We start from the raw sequence: 15,887 nt of genomic DNA on the forward strand, positions 1-15,887 counted from the left end.
GAGATGGCGAAGAAGGCTCTCATCGCGAAGGCTGCCCGCAAGCCCAAGTTCGGTGTGCGTGCGTACACCCGCTGCCAGCGCTGCGGTCGTCCTCACTCCGTGTACCGCAAGTTCGGCCTCTGCCGCGTGTGCCTTCGTGAGATGGCTCACCGTGGCGAGCTGCCGGGCGTGACCAAGAGCTCCTGGTAATTCCCCTTCGCCCTCTGGGCGTTGGCGAATGACCGGAGTCTCTCGGTAAGCATTGGGTTGGCGGCCGTCCAGCCCCGCATGGCTTAGGCTAGTGGGGTTGGGCGTCCGCCGCCCGTACGACTTACTACGCCGTAGGTCCACCGCACCGCACCCGCCCCGTCTCGGATCGGGGAGAGGGATGGTGCACCAGGAAACCCCGGCGAGAGAGGCCGAAGGCCAATTCATGACCATGACTGATCCGATCGCAGACATGCTCACGCGTCTGCGTAACGCGAACTCGGCGTACCACGACACCGTGACGATGCCGCACAGCAAGATCAAGTCGCACATCGCGGAAATCCTCCAGCAGGAGGGCTTCATCACCGGCTGGAAGGTCGAGGACGCCGAGGTCGGCAAGAACCTCGTTCTCGACCTGAAGTTCGGTCCGAACCGTGAGCGCTCCATCGCGGGCATCAAGCGGATCTCGAAGCCGGGCCTCCGGGTTTACGCGAAGTCCACCAACCTGCCGAAGGTTCTCGGCGGCCTGGGCGTGGCGATCATCTCCACGTCCCACGGTCTCCTGACCGGCCAGCAGGCGCAGAAGAAGGGCGTGGGTGGGGAAGTCCTCGCCTACGTCTGGTAGTCGGGAACGGAGGAAAAGCTATGTCTCGCATTGGCAAGCTCCCCATCCCGGTTCCCGCCGGCGTGGACGTCACCATCGAGGGCCGCACGGTCACGGTGAAGGGTTCCAAGGGCACCCTGACCCACACCGTCGCCAGCCCGATCGAGATCGTTAAGGGCGAGGACGGCGTTCTCAACGTCACCCGCCCGAACGACGAGCGTCAGAACAAGGCCCTGCACGGCCTGTCCCGCACGCTGGTGGCCAACATGATCACCGGTGTGACCCAGGGGTACACGAAGGCGCTCGAGATCAGCGGTGTCGGTTACCGCGTGGCCGCGAAGGGCTCCAACCTGGAGTTCCAGCTCGGCTACAGCCACCCGATCCTGGTGGAGGCCCCCGAGGGCATCTCCTTCAAGGTCGAGTCGCCGACCAAGTTCTCGGTCGAGGGCATCGACAAGCAGAAGGTCGGCGAGGTCGCCGCCAACATCCGCAAGCTGCGGAAGCCCGACCCGTACAAGGCCAAGGGTGTCAAGTACGCGGGCGAGGTCATCCGCCGCAAGGTCGGAAAGGCTGGTAAGTAAAGCCATGGCATACGGTGTGAAGATCGCCAAGGGCGACGCTTACAAGCGCGCTGCCAAGGCGCGCCGTCACCTGCGCATCCGCAAGAACGTGTCGGGTACGGCGGAGCGTCCGCGCCTCGTCGTGACGCGTTCCAACCGCGGCATCACCGCTCAGGTCATCGACGACCTCAAGGGTCACACCCTGGCGTCGGCGTCGCACCTGGACGCGTCTGTCCGCGGTGGCGAGGGTGACAAGTCCGCGCAGGCCAAGCAGGTCGGTGCCCTGGTCGCTGAGCGCGCCAAGGCCGCCGGCGTCGAGGCCGTCGTGTTCGACCGTGGTGGCAACAGGTACGCCGGGCGCATTGCCGCTCTGGCTGACGCCGCCCGCGAAGCCGGGCTGAAGTTCTAAGCCCCGGTTCCGGGACTAACGGACGTAACAGAGAGAGGTAATCCAATGGCTGGACCCCAGCGCCGCGGCAGCGGTGCCGGTGGCGGCGAGCGGCGGGACCGGAAGGGCCGCGACGGTGGCGCTGCCGCCGCCGAGAAGACCGCGTACGTTGAGCGCGTAGTCGCGATCAACCGCGTCGCCAAGGTTGTCAAGGGTGGTCGTCGCTTCAGCTTCACCGCGCTGGTCGTGGTGGGCGACGGTGACGGCACCGTGGGTGTCGGTTACGGCAAGGCCAAGGAGGTGCCGGCCGCCATCGCCAAGGGTGTTGAGGAGGCCAAGAAGCACTTCTTCAAGGTCCCCCGTATCCAGGGCACCATCCCGCACCCGATCCAGGGTGAGAAGGCCGCGGGCGTCGTCCTGCTCAAGCCGGCTTCCCCCGGTACCGGTGTTATCGCCGGTGGCCCGGTGCGTGCCGTGCTCGAGTGCGCCGGCGTTCACGACATCCTGTCGAAGTCGCTCGGCTCCGACAACGCGATCAACATCGTGCACGCGACCGTGGAGGCCCTGAAGGGCCTGCAGCGTCCCGAGGAGATCGCGGCTCGCCGTGGTCTGCCCCTCGAGGACGTCGCTCCCGCGGCTCTGCTTCGTGCGCGTGCCGGGGCGGGTGCGTAATGGCTCGCCTCAAGATCACGCAGACGAAGTCGTACATCGGCAGCAAGCAGAACCACCGCGACACCCTGCGTTCGCTCGGGCTCAAGCGCCTGAACGACGTGGTCGTCAAGGAGGACCGCCCCGAGTTCCGCGGAATGGTGCACACCGTCCGCCACCTCGTGACGGTCGAGGAGGTCGACTGACATGGCGGAGAACAACCCGCTGAAGGTCCACAACCTCCGTCCCGCCCCGGGCGCCAAGACCGCCAAGACCCGTGTGGGTCGTGGTGAGGCGTCGAAGGGTAAGACGGCCGGTCGTGGTACGAAGGGCACCAAGGCCCGTTACCAGGTTCCGGAGCGCTTCGAGGGTGGCCAGATGCCCCTCCACATGCGTCTCCCGAAGCTCAAGGGCTTCAAGAACCCGTTCCGCACCGAGTACCAGGTCGTGAACCTGGACAAGCTGGCCGCGCTCTACCCGCAGGGTGGCGAGGTCACGGTGGCCGACCTGGTCGCCAAGGGTGCGGTTCGTAAGAACCAGCTCGTCAAGGTGCTCGGCACCGGCGAGGTCTCCGTGGCGCTGCAGGTGACGGTCGACGCCGTCTCCGGCTCCGCCAAGGAGAAGATCGCCGCCGCCGGCGGCACCGTCACCGAGCTCGTCTGAGACGACTCGTTGGCTTGAACATCCGACCGGGGATGCCTCTCAAATGGGGCATCCCCGGTTGGTCGTTCCTAGGGAGCCATAGTCGCCGGTAAGGTGGCCTCCACTGTCCTAGAGTGCCTGCGGTGTGCCCGCAGGTTTCTCCGGACGAACCACTATTCGTCGAACCTCAAGACCGTCACCTCTGACGCACGTGCGCGGGGGTCGCAGGAGGCACCGTGCTCACCGCGTTCGCCCGGGCGTTCAAGACGCCCGACCTGCGCAAGAAGCTGCTCTTCACGCTGGGCATCATCGTGCTGTACCGCCTCGGGGCCCACATCCCCGTCCCGGGCGTCAGCTACGAGGCCGTGCAGCAGTGTGTGGACCAGGCGAGCCAGGGCAACAACAGCCTGTTCGGCCTGGTCAACATGTTCAGTGGCGGGGCGCTGCTGCAGATCACCATCTTCGCGCTCGGCATCATGCCGTACATCACGGCGAGCATCATCCTGCAGCTGCTGACCGTCGTGATCCCGCGCCTGGAAGCCCTCAAGAAGGAGGGACAGGCCGGCACCGCCAAGATCACGCAGTACACGCGTTATCTGACGGTCGCCCTCGCCATCCTCCAGGGCACCGGCCTCGTCGCCACCGCCCGTACCGGTGCGCTCTTCAGCGGCTGCTCCGTCGCCAGCCAGGTCGTACCGGACCAGTCGATCTTCACCACCGCCACCATGGTCATCACGATGACCGCCGGCACCGGCGTGGTCATGTGGCTCGGTGAGCTCATCACCGACCGCGGCATCGGCAACGGCATGTCCATCCTGATGTTCATCTCGATCGCCGCCGGCTTCCCTGGTGCCCTCTGGGCCATCAAGAAGAGCGGCGACCTGGCCGACGGCTGGATCGAGTTCGGCACCGTCATCCTCATCGGCTTCGTGATGGTCGCCCTCGTCGTCTTCGTCGAGCAGGCCCAGCGCCGCATCCCGGTGCAGTACGCGAAGCGCATGATCGGCCGCAGGTCGTACGGCGGTACGTCCACTTACATCCCGTTGAAGGTGAACCAGGCAGGTGTGATTCCTGTCATCTTCGCCTCGTCGCTGCTCTACATCCCGGCGCTGGTCGCGCAGTTCTCGAACTCGACCGCCGGGTGGAAGACCTGGATCGAAGCCCACTTCGTCAAGGGTGACCACCCCTACTACATCGCCGCGTACTTCCTTCTGATCGTGTTCTTCGCCTTCTTCTACGTGGCGATCTCGTTCAACCCCGAGGAAGTCGCCGACAACATGAAGAAGTATGGTGGCTTCATCCCGGGTATCCGGGCTGGTCGTCCTACTGCCGAGTACCTGAGCTACGTGCTCAACCGGATCACTTGGCCGGGCTCGCTGTATCTGGGTCTGATCGCTCTTGTGCCGACGATGGCGTTGGCAGGCTTCGGCGGCGCCAATGCCAACTTCCCGTTCGGCGGGACGAGCATCCTCATCATCGTGGGTGTGGGTCTTGAGACCGTGAAGCAGATCGAGAGCCAGCTCCAGCAGCGCAATTACGAAGGGTTCCTCCGCTGATGCGAATCGTCCTCGTCGGACCGCCCGGGGCCGGCAAGGGTACGCAGGCCGCGTACCTTGCCAAGAACCTGGCCATCCCGCACATCTCCACGGGCGACCTGTTCCGAGCGAACATCTCGCAGGGCACGCCGCTGGGAGTCGAGGCGCAGTCGTACATGAAGGCCGGCCAGCTGGTCCCGGACTCCGTGACGATCGGGATGGCCAGGGACCGCATGCAGCAGGAGGACGCCGCGAACGGCTTCCTGCTCGACGGGTTCCCGCGGAACGTGGCTCAGGCCGAGGCCCTGGACGAGATCCTCAAGGCCTCCGGTGTGCAGCTCGACGCGGTCCTGGACCTCGAGGTCCCCGAGGACGAGGTCGTGAAGCGGATCGCGGGTCGCCGCATCTGCCGCAACGACTCCTCCCACGTGTTCCACGTGACGTACAACGCTCCGAAGACCGAGGGCGTCTGCGACGCCTGCGGCGGCGAGCTGTACCAGCGCGAGGACGACACCGAGGAGACCGTCCGCAAGCGTCTGGCGGTCTACCACACCGAGACCGAGCCGATCATCGACTACTACCGGGCGCAGAACCTGGTGGAGACGATCTCCGCGCTCGGCAAGGTGGACGAGGTCACCGCCAAGGCGATGGACGCGCTGAAGAAGTAACCCCGGTTCGTGCGATACGGCCGCGGTGCCCCTCAGGGGCGCCGCGGCCGTATCGTTGTTCTGTTCCCGTTCTCGATGGAAAGGCCGCGGCCACGATGGTGCAGATCAAGACCCCCGAGCAGATCGCGAAGATGCGCGAGGCGGGGCTGGTCGTCGCGGCCATCCACGCGGCGACCCGTGAGGCGGCGGTGCCGGGTGCCACGACGAGGGACCTGGACGAGGTCGCCCGCAAGGTGATCGCCGACCACGGGGCGAAGTCGAACTTCCTCGGGTACGGCGGCTTCCCCGCGACCATCTGCACCTCGGTGAACGAGGTCGTCGTCCACGGCATCCCGGACGAGAAGACGGTCCTCAAGGACGGCGACATCATCTCGATCGACGCCGGCGCGATCGTCGACGGCTGGCACGGCGACGCCGCCTACACCGCCTTCGTGGGCACCGGGCACGCTCCCGAGCTGGTCGAGCTCTCCCGGGTGACCGAGGAGTCGATGTGGGCCGGCATCGCGGCGATGAAGCTCGGCAACCGCCTGGTCGACATCTCGAAGGCGATCGAGACGTACATCAAGCGCCAGCCGCGTCCGGCCGTGGGCGACCACAGCCTGGGCCGCTACGGCATCATCGAGGACTACGGCGGCCACGGCATCGGCACCGAGATGCACATGGACCCGCACCTGCTGAACTACGTCTCCCGCAAGCGCGGCAAGGGCCCGAAGCTGGTGCCCGGCCTCTGCCTGGCCATCGAGCCGATGGTGTCCCTGGGCACCCCGCGCACCGAGGTCCTGGCCGACGACTGGACGGTCATCACGACGGACGGCACCTGGTCCTCGCACTGGGAGCACTCGGTCGCCCTGACGGAGGAGGGCCCGCTGGTCCTCACCGCGGTCGACGGCGGCAAGGCGAAGCTCGCGGAGCTGGGCGTGACGGCGGCCCCGGATCCGCTGGCCTGAGCGCCGCGTAACGATCTTCTACGGTGGGCAGACTTCCCGGATTCGTCTTTTGGAAGGCCCTGACGTAGACTGATGCGTCGGCTCTCGTGTACCCGTGTGTCCGCACCCGGAAGCAAGAGTCGATCAAGGTAGCCGATTCGAAAGGCGAAGCGTGGCCAAGAAGCAAGGTGCCATCGAAATCGAGGGCACCGTGATCGAGTCCCTCCCGAACGCCATGTTCAAGGTGGAGCTCCAGAACGGTCACAAGGTCCTCGCGCACATCTCCGGCAAGATGCGGATGCACTACATCCGTATCCTCCCGGACGACCGGGTCGTGGTGGAGCTCTCTCCGTACGACCTGACGCGTGGCCGGATCGTCTACCGCTACAAGTAGATCTTGCCCGCACCCCGCATTCCGCGCGGGTGGTGGCACTGACCCGGAGAACCTCACATCCCATGAAGGTCAAGCCGAGCGTCAAGAAGATCTGCGACAAGTGCAAGGTGATCCGCCGCCACGGTCGGGTCATGGTCATCTGCGACAACCTGCGCCACAAGCAGCGCCAGGGCTGACGCACGCCGACCGACCTGCATCTCGCAGTCTTCGCGCGACGCATAGCAACACGTACATAAGCAGAGCCCGCCCAGCCCGTCAGGGCCGGCGACACCTCCGGCGGGGGCCGGGGACCCGACCTGTACCTCATACGGCAGCCGGGACCGGTTCTGCAGCAGACCCCCGAGAACACAGGAGCCATTGAATGGCACGCGTTTCCGGTGTTGACATCCCGCGCGAAAAGCGTGTGGTGGTCGCACTCACCTACGTCTTCGGCATCGGGCGTACCCGGTCCGAGGAGATCCTCGCCGCCACCGGCGTGAACCCGTCCACCCGTGTCCGCGACCTTGCCGAGGAAGACCTCGTCAAGATCCGCGAGTACGTGGACGCCAACCTCCAGACCGAGGGTGACCTCCGCCGCGAGATCGCCGCCGACATCCGCCGCAAGGTCGAGATCGGCTGCTACCAGGGTCTGCGCCACCGTCGTGGCCTGCCCGTCCGCGGCCAGCGCACCAGCACGAACGCTCGTACCCGCAAGGGCCCGCGTCGCGCCATCGCCGGTAAGAAGAAGCCGGGCAAGAAGTAGTCCTCAGCGGACGCTTGACCAAGCGGTCTTCGCTGTAGGACCGACCACCTCCCGTAGGAGTAAGAGATGCCCCCCAAGGGTCGTCAGGGCGCTGCCAAGAAGGTGCGCCGCAAGGAAAAGAAGAACGTCGCTCACGGCCACGCGCACATCAAGAGCACGTTCAACAACACGATCGTCTCGATCACGGACCCGTCCGGCAACGTGATCTCCTGGGCCTCCGCCGGCCACGTCGGCTTCAAGGGCTCGCGCAAGTCCACCCCCTTCGCCGCGCAGATGGCCGCCGAGTCGGCCGCCCGCCGCGCGCAGGAGCACGGCATGCGCAAGGTCGACGTCTTCGTCAAGGGTCCCGGCTCCGGCCGTGAGACCGCGATCCGCTCCCTCCAGGCCACCGGCCTCGAGGTCGGCTCGATCCAGGACGTCACCCCCACCCCGCACAACGGCTGCCGTCCGCCGAAGCGCCGCCGCGTCTGACGCAGCGACGCCTGTGCGTCTTTGAGTGTCCGGGCGGTACGACCCTGTGAAGGGACGTACCGCCCGTACCCTTGGCAGTACCTTGCAGTTCCTGTCGGACGTCAAATAGTGGGCGTCCACAAACGAAGGAAACGAAGACATGCTTATCGCTCAGCGTCCTTCGCTGACCGAAGAGGTCGTCGACGAGTTCCGCTCCCGGTTCGTCATCGAGCCGCTGGAGCCGGGCTTCGGCTACACCCTCGGCAACTCGCTCCGCCGCACCCTCCTCTCGTCGATCCCCGGCGCTGCTGTCACCAGCATCCGCATCGACGGCGTCCTGCACGAGTTCACCACCGTGCCGGGCGTCAAGGAGGACGTCACCGACCTCATCCTGAACATCAAGCAGCTGGTCGTCTCCTCGGAGCACGACGAGCCGGTCGTGATGTACCTGCGCAAGCAGGGCCCGGGTCTGGTCACCGCCGCCGACATCGCGCCCCCGGCCGGTGTCGAGGTGCACAACCCCGACCTCGTCCTCGCCACGCTCAACGGCAAGGGCAAGCTGGAGATGGAGCTGACCGTCGAGCGCGGTCGCGGCTACGTCTCCGCCGTGCAGAACAAGCAGGTGGGCCAGGAGATCGGCCGTATCCCGGTCGACTCCATCTACTCGCCGGTTCTCAAGGTCACCTACAAGGTCGAGGCGACCCGAGTCGAGCAGCGCACCGACTTCGACAAGCTGATCGTCGACGTCGAGACCAAGCAGGCCATGCGCCCGCGCGACGCCATGGCGTCCGCCGGCAAGACCCTGGTCGAGCTGTTCGGTCTGGCGCGCGAGCTCAACATCGACGCCGAGGGCATCGACATGGGCCCGTCCCCCACGGACGCCGCCCTCGCCGCCGACCTGGCGCTGCCGATCGAGGAGCTGGAGCTCACGGTCCGCTCCTACAACTGCCTCAAGCGCGAGGGCATCCACTCCGTGGGTGAGCTCGTGGCGCGTTCCGAGGCCGACCTGCTCGACATCCGCAACTTCGGTGCGAAGTCGATCGACGAGGTCAAGGCGAAGCTGGCCGGCATGGGCCTGGCCCTCAAGGACAGCCCGCCCGGATTCGACCCGACCGCCGCCGCCGACGCCTTCGGCGCCGACGACGACGCGGACGCGGGCTTCGTCGAGACCGAGCAGTACTGAGAGCTCGGGCCTCACGGTCCGTACCCTCCGGGAGCGCCCTTCGGGGCCGCTCCCGGATCTCCGACAGGCGACCGCCTGCTCGGATACTGACCCCGGTACCTCACACGGCCGGGGCAGACACCAAGGAGAAACACCATGCCGCGTCCCGCGAAGGGTGCCCGCCTCGGCGGTTCCGCCGCTCACGAGAAGCTGCTCCTCGCCAACCTGGCGAAGTCGCTGTTCGAGCACGGCCGCATCACGACGACCGAGGCCAAGGCCCGCCGTCTGCGTCCCGTCGCCGAGCGCCTCATCACCAAGGCGAAGAAGGGCGACATCCACAACCGTCGCCTGGTGCTGCAGACGATCACCGACAAGGGCGTCGTCCACACCCTCTTCACCGAGATCGCCCCGCGCTACTCGGAGCGTCCGGGTGGTTACACCCGTATCACCAAGATCGGCAACCGCCGTGGTGACAACGCGCCGATGGCCGTGATCGAGCTCGTCGAGGGCGAGATCGCCAAGAAGGCGACCGTCGCCGAGGCCGAGGCCGCCACCAAGCGCGCCGTCAAGGAGGCCGACGAGGCCGCCAAGGCCGAGGAGACCACCGAGGACGCGCAGGACGCCTGAGCGTTCTGACGATCTCGTGGCCGGGCCCGCACCCCTCGGGGTGCGGGCCCGTTCCGTGTGTTTGAGAGGATTTACGGCGTGAGTGATGACGTTCAGCCCGGGTTCGTACGCGTACGGCTCGACCTTTCGTACGACGGCAGGGACTTCTCCGGCTGGGCCAAGCAGGCCCATGGACAGCGCACCGTGCAGGGCGACATCGAGGACGCGCTGAAGACGGTCACCCGCTCCAAGGAGACGTACGAGCTCACCGTCGCCGGCCGCACCGACGCCGGGGTGCACGCCCGCGGTCAGGTGGCCCACGTCGACCTGCCCGTCGAGCTGTGGCAGGAGCACCGCGAGAAGCTGCTCAGGCGGCTCGCCGGGCGCCTGGCCCACGACGTCCGGGTGTGGAGGCTGACCGAGGCCCCCGAGGGCTTCAACGCGCGCTTCTCGGCGGTCTGGCGCCGTTACGCCTACCGCGTCACCGACAACCCCGGCGGCGTCGACCCGCTGCTGCGCGGACACGTCCTGTGGCACGACTGGGCGCTCGACATGGACGCGATGAACGCCGCCGCCGAGCGGCTCGTCGGCGAACACGACTTCGCCGCCTACTGCAAGAAGCGCGAGGGCGCGACCACCATCCGCACGCTCCAGGAGCTGCGCTGGGAGCGCCGGCCGGACGGGATCCTCGAGGCGACGGTCAAGGCCGACGCCTTCTGCCACAACATGGTCCGCTCGCTGGTCGGCGCCCTGCTCTTCGTCGGCGACGGGCACCGCCCGGTGGAGTGGCCCGGCAAGGTGCTCGCCGCCGGCGTGCGCGACTCGGCCGTACACGTCGTACGGCCGCACGGCCTCACCCTCGAAGAGGTCGGCTACCCGGCCGACGACCAGCTCGCCGCGCGCAACAAGGAGGCGCGCAACAAGCGCTCACTCCCCGGGAGCGCCGGCTGCTGCTGAGGCCTGGGTGCGGCCGCGGGCGTAGAGCTGGTTGAAGGCGAAGCTTCCCAGGTCGTCGGCGGTCGTGAAGACGGCCTTGTCGCCCGCGGTGACCTTCTTGCCGCTGGTGTAGCCGGTCTGGGTGAGGTAGACGTAGCGGCCGATCGCGTTGGTGCGGCGCAGGCACACCGTCTTGTGGAGGCAGAACTCGTTCACGCCCGCGCCGGTGAGCGGGGCGATCCCGCCGCCGGCCTGCTTCTTCGCCTTGAGCGCCTGCTCGTCGGTGGGGAAGACGGCCACGCCGACGGTGACGGCGATCCCGTCCTTCTCGTACGTGGCGCGGATCACGCGCGTGCAGCCGTTGGCCGTGAGGGCCGAGCCCAGGCCGCCCTGGGTGACGGCGGCGCACTTCGTCGTCGAGGAGGTCGCGCCCTTCTGGTACGGGCGCCCGTTCATGGTCAGCTTCTTGCCGGGGAAGAGGCCCTCGGCGCTCAGCGGCGCCTTGTCCTTCTTCGCGTCGGAGATGTAGTCCAGCGGGTTCGGCGGGGGCAGCGGCGCGACCGAGGAGAAGGTCGGCGCCGGGGCGGCGGTGTCCGTGGGGCCGGCCGAGCCGGTGGGGGAGGGGCCGCCGTTCTTGGCCGCCTCGTTGCTCTTGTTGGTCAGCACCACCGCGGTCGCGACGACCGCGCCCACGGCGAGCACCGCGAGGACGCCGCCGCCGATCAGCAGGCCCCGCTTGCGCTTGCTCCGCGCGGCGGAGGCCTCCGCGAGGGCGCCCCAGTCCGGGGTGCCCGCGGCCTGCGCGCCCGGGAAGGGGTTCGGCTGCTGCGGCTGCTGGGGTGATCCCTGCCACGCCTGCGGCTGCTGCTGTCCGTACGGCTGCTGCTGTCCCGGGCCCTGCTGCGGCCACTGCGGTCCCCCAAAGCTCATGCCGCGCATCCTAATCGGCTTGGGATCGGACGGGTCCGGCGGTGACAATGCCCCTCATGGGACATGTCGAGGCCGCGCATCTGGAGTACTACCTTCCCGACGGGAGGGTGCTCCTCGGGGACGCCTCCTTCCGGGTCGGAGAGGGCGCCGTCGTCGCCCTGGTCGGCGCCAACGGCGCCGGGAAGACGACCCTGCTCCGGATGATCTCCGGCGAGCTGCAGCCGCACGGAGGCACCGTCACCGTCAGCGGCGGACTGGGCGTGATGCCGCAGTTCGTCGGCTCCGTACGGGACGAGTCCACGGTCCGCGACCTGCTGGTCTCGGTGGCGCCCGCGCGCATCCGGACCGCCGCGAAGGCAGTCGACGAGGCGGAGCACCGCATCATGACCGTCGACGACGAGGCCGCGCAGATGGCGTACGCGCAGGCCCTCAGCGACTGGGCGGAGGTCCAGGGCTACGAGTTCGAGACCCTCTGGGACATCTGCACGACGGCCGCGATGGGCGTGCCGTACGACAAGGCGCAGTTCCGCGAGGTGCGCACGCTCAGCGGCGGCGAGCAGAAGCGGCTGGTCCTGGAGTACCTGCTGCGCGGCGGCGACGAGGTGCTGCTGCTCGACGAGCCGGACAACTACCTCGACGTGCCCGGCAAGCGGTGGCTGGAGGAGCGGCTGCGGGAGACCCGCAAGACCGTGCTCTTCATCTCCCACGACCGGGAGCTGCTCTCCCGGGCCGCCCAGAAGATCGTGGCCGTCGAGCCGGGACCGGCCGGGTCCGACGTGTGGGTGCACGGCGGCGGCTTCGACACCTTCCACGAGGCGCGGCGGGAGCGGTTCGCCCGCTTCGAGGAGCTCAAGCGGCGCTGGGAGGAGAAGCACGCCCAGCTGAAGAAGCTCGTGGTCAACCTGCGGCAGGCGGCCGCGGTCAGCCACGAGATGGCCTCGCGGTACGCGGCCGCGCAGACCCGTCTGAAGAAGTTCGAGGAGGCGGGCCCGCCGCCGGAGCCGCCGCGCGAGCAGGACATCCGGATGCGGCTGCGGGGCGGCAGGACCGGGGTGCGGGCCTTCACGGCCGAGAACCTGGAGCTGACGGGCCTGATGAAGCCGTTCTCCCTGGAGATCTTCTACGGGGAGCGGGTCGCCGTCCTGGGCTCCAACGGCTCCGGCAAGTCCCACTTCCTGCGCCTGCTGGCCGGGGACCCGTCGGTGGCCCACACCGGCACCTGGAAGCTCGGCGCCCGCGTGGTCCCCGGGCACTTCGCCCAGACCCACGCGCACCCGGAGCTCTTCGGCCGCTCCCTCGTCGACATCCTGTGGTCGGACCACGCCAAGGACCGCGGGGCCGCGATGTCGATGCTGCGGCGGTACGAGCTGGAGCAGCAGGGCGACCAGCCCTTCGACAAGCTCTCCGGCGGCCAGCAGGCCCGCTTCCAGATCCTCCTGCTGGAGCTCGCCGGCACGACGGCGCTGCTCCTGGACGAGCCGACCGACAACCTGGACCTGGAGTCGGCGGAGGCGCTCCAGGACGGGCTCGAGTCCTACGAGGGCACGGTCCTGGCCGTCACCCACGACCGCTGGTTCGCCCGCTCCTTCGACCGGTACCTGGTCTTCGGCTCGGACGGGGTGGTCCGGGAGACGCCGGAGCCGGTGTGGGACGAACGCCGGGTGGAGCGAGCGCGCTAGAACCAGCCGCCGCGGCGTCAGGGGAGCAGGACCAGGCTGCCGCGGAGGCCGGGTTCCGCCCGGCGGTGGTGGGCCTCGGCCGCGTGGCTGAGGGGCAGGGTGTCGGCCACGCGCGGGGTGAGGGTGCCCGCGGAGGCGAGCTTCGACAGGTGGGCCAGGTCCGAGGGGTCCGCGCGGACCCACACCGGGACGACCCGGACGCCCCGCAGCGGGTACGGGGCGCCGCCCGCCACCAGCGCCGCGAAGGCCCCGCCGGTGCGGACGGCGTCCAGGGCCGCGGCCCCGAGGACCGCCCCGTCCAGCGCCCCGGCGACGCCGCCGGGGACCAGCTCCCGCACCGCCTCGCCCAGCCGTGGCGCGTCGGCGGACACGAAGAGCTCGGCGCCCAGGCCCCGTACCAGCGCCTCGTCCCCCGCACGGGCCGTCGCCACCACCCGTAGGCCGCGCGCGGCGGCCAGCTGCACCGCGTACCCGCCGACCGCGCCCGCCGCGCCCGTGACCAGCAGGGTCTCCCCGGCCGGCAGGTCGAGCGCGGCCAGGGCCTGGAGGGCGGTGAGGCCGGCCAGCGGCAGCGTCGCGGCGGCCTGCGGGGCGAGCCCCACGGGGGCCGGGGCCACCGCGTGGGCGTCCAGGACCACGTACTCCGCCTGGGTGCCGAGCGGCACGTCCAGCCGGTCGTTCATGCCGATCACCCGGTCGCCGGGGGCGAACCCGGTCACCCCCGGGCCGGTCTCCTCGACGACGCCGGCGACGTCCCAGCCGAGGCCGGTGCGGCCCCGCCCCGCCATCAGACCGGCCTCCGCGAGCACGCCCGCGCGGGTGGCGAGGTCGACCGGGTGGACGGTGGCGGCCTCCACCCTGATCCGGACCCTTCCGGGTCCCGCGACGGGCACCGGGACCTCGGCGAGCCGCAGCACCTCGGGGCCGCCGAAGGAGTCGATGACGAGGGCACGCATGACGGGCATGGCCGGGGCCTTCCGACGAGAGCGGGGTGGAGCGGGCGGCTCCGCCGGGTCCCCCCGAACCTAGGGAGAGCTACTCTCCGTCGGTAAGTACGTACCCGGAAGTGCGTACCGCACCGGAAGGAGCGCGCCCATGCCCACCCGCACCGCCGCCGAGCGCCGCGACGAGGCCCGTCGCGCCTATGACGCGTATCTCGCCGAGTGCCCCGCCCGCCAGCTCCTCGACCGGATCTCCGACAAGTGGGTCACGCTGCTCCTGAACGCCCTGGCGGACGGCCCCCGCCGCTACGCCGAGCTGGGGCGCAAGGTCGCCGGGGTCAGCCAGAAGATGCTCACGCAGACCCTGCGGGGGCTGGAGCGGGACGGGCTCGTCGCCCGTACGGTCACGCCCTCCGTACCCGTGCGGGTGGACTACGCCCTCACTCCGCTCGGGGTGAGCCTGCTGCCGGTGGTGCGGGCCATCAAGGAGTGGGCGGACGGGCACATCGAGGAGGTCGCCTCGGCGCGGGAGGCCTACGACGCCGGAGCCGCCGCGTTTTGACCCGCTCGGGGGAGCCCGGGTACGCTTCTGCTTCGTATGCGTATTGGCTTCGTCGTTCTCACGCGAAAGAGCCCTTACGCAAGTTCCCTGGAGCAGTTACCAGTGGCTCGCATACGGGCATCGGTCCCGGCAGTGCAGGCCCCAGCTGCATGATCGCTTCAGGTGTGTCTGGACTCCATCCACTGAAGAAGCGAAGGCTACGAAGTGCGTACGTACAGCCCCAAGCCCGGCGATGTCACTCGCCAGTGGCACATCATCGACGCGCAGGACATCGTCCTGGGCCGTCTGGCGACGACGGCTGCGAACCTCCTGCGAGGCAAGCACAAGCCCGTCTACGCCCCCCACATGGACATGGGCGACTTCGTCATCATCATCAACGCTGACAAGGTCCACCTGTCCGGCAACAAGAAGACCCAGAAGATGGCCTACCGCCACTCTGGCTACCCGGGTGGTCTGCGCTCCGTCCGCTACGACGAGCTGCTGGACAAGAACCCCGAGAAGGCCGTCGAGAAGGCCATCAAGGGCATGATCCCCAAGAACTCCCTGGGCCGTCAGATGCTCTCGAAGCTGAAGGTCTACGCGGGCGAGAACCACCCGCACGCTGCCCAGCAGCCGGTCCCGTTCGAGATCACCCAGGTCGCGCAGTAGTTCCGGCCACACCCCCTAAGAACGAAAGAAATCTGAGGAGCATCGTGGCCGAGACCACCCCCGAGACCCCCGTCGACGAGTTCGAGGGCGTCGAGGAGTACACCACCGAGACCGAGATCGTCGAGGGTGACTACACCTCCGAGTCCCTCGCGTCCCGCTTCGGCGACCCGCAGCCGGCCGCCGGCCTGGGCCGTCGCAAGAACGCCATCGCCCGCGTCCGGATCGTTCCGGGCACCGGCAAGTGGAAGATCAACGGGCGTACGCTCGAGGACTACTTCCCGAACAAGGTCCACCAGCAGGAAGTCAACGAGCCCTTCAAGGTGCTCGAGCTCGACAACCGCTACGACGTCATCGCCCGCATCGCGGGTGGCGGCGTGTCCGGCCAGGCCGGCGCCCTGCGCCTCGGTGTGGCCCGTGCGCTGAACGAGGCGGACGTCGAGAACAACCGCCCGGCGCTGAAGAAGGCCGGCTTCCTCTCCCGCGACGACCGTGCGGTCGAGCGCAAGAAGGCCGGTCTCAAGAAGGCCCGTAAGGCTCCGCAGTACAGCAAGCGTTAATCGCCTGCTCGGTCTGCTTGTACGTACGCCCCGGCGGCACTGCCCGTGCTGCCGGGGCGTACGGCTTTTTCGCATCTTGGTTTCATAATCTTGGGCACAACCCTGGGCACTTCCTGGACGGCT

General features: G+C 68.6%; 23 protein-coding genes. 21 read left to right on the forward strand and 2 right to left on the reverse strand.

Translation table 11 applies throughout. The annotated features are described in order from the left end of the window. Positions 1 to 3: 3 nt before the first annotated feature. From ACH414_RS16445 to truA, 17 genes are all read left to right on the forward strand, one after another. Entirely contained in the window at positions 4 to 189 is a 186-nt protein-coding gene (locus ACH414_RS16445; RefSeq protein WP_003956452.1) for a type Z 30S ribosomal protein S14, read from the forward strand. A gap of 223 nt (positions 190 to 412) precedes the next feature. Next, complete coding sequence (gene rpsH / locus ACH414_RS16450; RefSeq protein ID WP_132912404.1) at positions 413 to 811, forward strand: 30S ribosomal protein S8; 399 nt, start codon at positions 413 to 415, stop codon at positions 809 to 811. A 20-nt stretch (positions 812 to 831) separates the two neighbouring features. Beyond that, positions 832 to 1,371: a 50S ribosomal protein L6 gene (rplF, locus tag ACH414_RS16455; RefSeq protein WP_382532502.1), complete on the forward strand. Its 540-nt coding sequence runs from the start codon at positions 832 to 834 to the stop codon at positions 1,369 to 1,371. Between the two features lie 4 nt (positions 1,372 to 1,375). Further along, complete coding sequence (rplR, locus tag ACH414_RS16460) at positions 1,376 to 1,759, forward strand: 50S ribosomal protein L18 (protein ID WP_362523678.1); 384 nt, start codon at positions 1,376 to 1,378, stop codon at positions 1,757 to 1,759. A gap of 45 nt (positions 1,760 to 1,804) precedes the next feature. Continuing rightward, the gene (rpsE, locus tag ACH414_RS16465; protein ID WP_030201551.1) at positions 1,805 to 2,410 is read left to right on the forward strand and encodes a 30S ribosomal protein S5; all 606 of its coding nucleotides are present in this window, start codon (positions 1,805 to 1,807) and stop codon (positions 2,408 to 2,410) included. Next, on the forward strand, positions 2,410 to 2,592 hold the full coding sequence (gene rpmD / locus ACH414_RS16470; protein ID WP_005313525.1) for a 50S ribosomal protein L30: 183 nt from the start codon (positions 2,410 to 2,412) through the stop codon (positions 2,590 to 2,592). Before rpsE ends, rpmD begins: the two co-directional genes overlap by 1 nt. Position 2,593: 1 nt before the next feature. Then, a complete protein-coding gene (gene rplO / locus ACH414_RS16475; RefSeq protein ID WP_137993928.1) occupies positions 2,594 to 3,049 on the forward strand; it encodes a 50S ribosomal protein L15 in 456 nt (151 codons plus the stop codon). A 215-nt stretch (positions 3,050 to 3,264) separates the two neighbouring features. Continuing rightward, the gene (secY, locus tag ACH414_RS16480; RefSeq protein WP_382532500.1) at positions 3,265 to 4,584 is read left to right on the forward strand and encodes a preprotein translocase subunit SecY; all 1,320 of its coding nucleotides are present in this window, start codon (positions 3,265 to 3,267) and stop codon (positions 4,582 to 4,584) included. Further along, entirely contained in the window at positions 4,584 to 5,231 is a 648-nt protein-coding gene (locus tag ACH414_RS16485; protein ID WP_382532499.1) for an adenylate kinase, read from the forward strand. The genes secY and ACH414_RS16485 overlap by 1 nt, the downstream gene beginning before the upstream one ends. Positions 5,232 to 5,326: 95 nt before the next feature. Next, on the forward strand, positions 5,327 to 6,178 hold the full coding sequence (map, locus tag ACH414_RS16490; protein ID WP_382532497.1) for a type I methionyl aminopeptidase: 852 nt from the start codon (positions 5,327 to 5,329) through the stop codon (positions 6,176 to 6,178). A gap of 151 nt (positions 6,179 to 6,329) precedes the next feature. Then, positions 6,330 to 6,551 (forward strand): translation initiation factor IF-1, encoded by a 222-nt coding sequence (gene infA / locus ACH414_RS16495; RefSeq protein ID WP_003956442.1) that lies wholly within the window; start codon positions 6,330 to 6,332, stop codon positions 6,549 to 6,551. A gap of 62 nt (positions 6,552 to 6,613) precedes the next feature. Beyond that, positions 6,614 to 6,727, forward strand: coding sequence for a 50S ribosomal protein L36 (gene rpmJ, locus ACH414_RS16500; protein WP_003956441.1), 114 nt, complete (start codon positions 6,614 to 6,616; stop codon positions 6,725 to 6,727). Positions 6,728 to 6,912: 185 nt separating this feature from the next. Continuing rightward, complete coding sequence (rpsM, locus tag ACH414_RS16505) at positions 6,913 to 7,293, forward strand: 30S ribosomal protein S13 (RefSeq protein WP_015035595.1); 381 nt, start codon at positions 6,913 to 6,915, stop codon at positions 7,291 to 7,293. A 66-nt stretch (positions 7,294 to 7,359) separates the two neighbouring features. Next, a complete protein-coding gene (gene rpsK / locus ACH414_RS16510; RefSeq protein WP_003956432.1) occupies positions 7,360 to 7,764 on the forward strand; it encodes a 30S ribosomal protein S11 in 405 nt (134 codons plus the stop codon). Between the two features lie 139 nt (positions 7,765 to 7,903). Beyond that, on the forward strand, positions 7,904 to 8,926 hold the full coding sequence (locus tag ACH414_RS16515) for a DNA-directed RNA polymerase subunit alpha (RefSeq protein ID WP_003966937.1): 1,023 nt from the start codon (positions 7,904 to 7,906) through the stop codon (positions 8,924 to 8,926). A gap of 135 nt (positions 8,927 to 9,061) precedes the next feature. Next, on the forward strand, positions 9,062 to 9,532 hold the full coding sequence (gene rplQ, locus ACH414_RS16520; RefSeq protein ID WP_382532495.1) for a 50S ribosomal protein L17: 471 nt from the start codon (positions 9,062 to 9,064) through the stop codon (positions 9,530 to 9,532). A 78-nt stretch (positions 9,533 to 9,610) separates the two neighbouring features. Further along, a complete protein-coding gene (gene truA, locus ACH414_RS16525; RefSeq protein ID WP_382532494.1) occupies positions 9,611 to 10,468 on the forward strand; it encodes a tRNA pseudouridine(38-40) synthase TruA in 858 nt (285 codons plus the stop codon). Here truA and ACH414_RS16530 read toward each other — a convergent pair. Then, positions 10,439 to 11,377 (reverse strand): hypothetical protein, encoded by a 939-nt coding sequence (locus ACH414_RS16530; RefSeq protein ID WP_398942185.1) that lies wholly within the window; start codon positions 11,375 to 11,377, stop codon positions 10,439 to 10,441. The genes truA and ACH414_RS16530 overlap by 30 nt on opposite strands. Before the next feature lie 56 nt (positions 11,378 to 11,433). Here ACH414_RS16530 and ACH414_RS16535 point away from each other — a divergent pair, with 56 nt between their 5' ends. Next, the gene (locus ACH414_RS16535; protein WP_391769251.1) at positions 11,434 to 13,056 is read left to right on the forward strand and encodes an ABC-F family ATP-binding cassette domain-containing protein; all 1,623 of its coding nucleotides are present in this window, start codon (positions 11,434 to 11,436) and stop codon (positions 13,054 to 13,056) included. Positions 13,057 to 13,073: 17 nt separating this feature from the next. Here ACH414_RS16535 and ACH414_RS16540 read toward each other — a convergent pair whose 3' ends face one another. Next, complete coding sequence (locus ACH414_RS16540) at positions 13,074 to 14,021, reverse strand: NADP-dependent oxidoreductase (RefSeq protein ID WP_398942186.1); 948 nt, start codon at positions 14,019 to 14,021, stop codon at positions 13,074 to 13,076. Between the two features lie 130 nt (positions 14,022 to 14,151). On the opposite strand from ACH414_RS16540, the gene ACH414_RS16545 reads away from it, so the two are divergent. The 3 genes from ACH414_RS16545 to rpsI all read left to right on the forward strand — a co-directional run bounded on the left by ACH414_RS16545 (position 14,152) and on the right by rpsI (position 15,764). Further along, positions 14,152 to 14,559 carry a winged helix-turn-helix transcriptional regulator gene (locus tag ACH414_RS16545; protein ID WP_382532486.1) on the forward strand — a complete coding sequence of 136 codons (408 nt, stop codon included), beginning with the start codon at positions 14,152 to 14,154 and terminating at the stop codon, positions 14,557 to 14,559. 204 nt (positions 14,560 to 14,763) lie between these two features. Beyond that, on the forward strand, positions 14,764 to 15,207 hold the full coding sequence (rplM, locus tag ACH414_RS16550; RefSeq protein WP_365337593.1) for a 50S ribosomal protein L13: 444 nt from the start codon (positions 14,764 to 14,766) through the stop codon (positions 15,205 to 15,207). Between the two features lie 44 nt (positions 15,208 to 15,251). Next, positions 15,252 to 15,764, forward strand: a complete 513-nt coding sequence (gene rpsI / locus ACH414_RS16555; RefSeq protein WP_030750225.1) for a 30S ribosomal protein S9 — start codon at positions 15,252 to 15,254, stop codon at positions 15,762 to 15,764. The last annotated feature ends 123 nt before the right edge of the window (positions 15,765 to 15,887 follow it).

The organism is Streptomyces sp. NPDC020422 (assembly GCF_044386705.1).
Lineage (GTDB): Bacteria > Actinomycetota > Actinomycetes > Streptomycetales > Streptomycetaceae > Streptomyces.

Coding starts and splice junctions, on each gene's coding strand:
- ACH414_RS16445 (WP_003956452.1), top strand. CDS start 4: ATGGCGAAGAAGGCTCTCATCGCGAAGGCTGCCCGCAAGCCCAAGTTC.
- rpsH (WP_132912404.1), top strand. CDS start 413: ATGACCATGACTGATCCGATCGCAGACATGCTCACGCGTCTGCGTAAC.
- rplF (WP_382532502.1), top strand. CDS start 832: ATGTCTCGCATTGGCAAGCTCCCCATCCCGGTTCCCGCCGGCGTGGAC.
- rplR (WP_362523678.1), top strand. CDS start 1,376: ATGGCATACGGTGTGAAGATCGCCAAGGGCGACGCTTACAAGCGCGCT.
- rpsE (WP_030201551.1), top strand. CDS start 1,805: ATGGCTGGACCCCAGCGCCGCGGCAGCGGTGCCGGTGGCGGCGAGCGG.
- rpmD (WP_005313525.1), top strand. CDS start 2,410: ATGGCTCGCCTCAAGATCACGCAGACGAAGTCGTACATCGGCAGCAAG.
- rplO (WP_137993928.1), top strand. CDS start 2,594: ATGGCGGAGAACAACCCGCTGAAGGTCCACAACCTCCGTCCCGCCCCG.
- ACH414_RS16485 (WP_382532499.1), top strand. CDS start 4,584: ATGCGAATCGTCCTCGTCGGACCGCCCGGGGCCGGCAAGGGTACGCAG.
- map (WP_382532497.1), top strand. CDS start 5,327: ATGGTGCAGATCAAGACCCCCGAGCAGATCGCGAAGATGCGCGAGGCG.
- rpmJ (WP_003956441.1), top strand. CDS start 6,614: ATGAAGGTCAAGCCGAGCGTCAAGAAGATCTGCGACAAGTGCAAGGTG.
- rpsM (WP_015035595.1), top strand. CDS start 6,913: ATGGCACGCGTTTCCGGTGTTGACATCCCGCGCGAAAAGCGTGTGGTG.
- rpsK (WP_003956432.1), top strand. CDS start 7,360: ATGCCCCCCAAGGGTCGTCAGGGCGCTGCCAAGAAGGTGCGCCGCAAG.
- ACH414_RS16515 (WP_003966937.1), top strand. CDS start 7,904: ATGCTTATCGCTCAGCGTCCTTCGCTGACCGAAGAGGTCGTCGACGAG.
- rplQ (WP_382532495.1), top strand. CDS start 9,062: ATGCCGCGTCCCGCGAAGGGTGCCCGCCTCGGCGGTTCCGCCGCTCAC.
- ACH414_RS16530 (WP_398942185.1), bottom strand. CDS start 11,377: ATGAGCTTTGGGGGACCGCAGTGGCCGCAGCAGGGCCCGGGACAGCAG.
- ACH414_RS16535 (WP_391769251.1), top strand. CDS start 11,434: ATGGGACATGTCGAGGCCGCGCATCTGGAGTACTACCTTCCCGACGGG.
- ACH414_RS16540 (WP_398942186.1), bottom strand. CDS start 14,021: ATGCCCGTCATGCGTGCCCTCGTCATCGACTCCTTCGGCGGCCCCGAG.
- ACH414_RS16545 (WP_382532486.1), top strand. CDS start 14,152: ATGCCCACCCGCACCGCCGCCGAGCGCCGCGACGAGGCCCGTCGCGCC.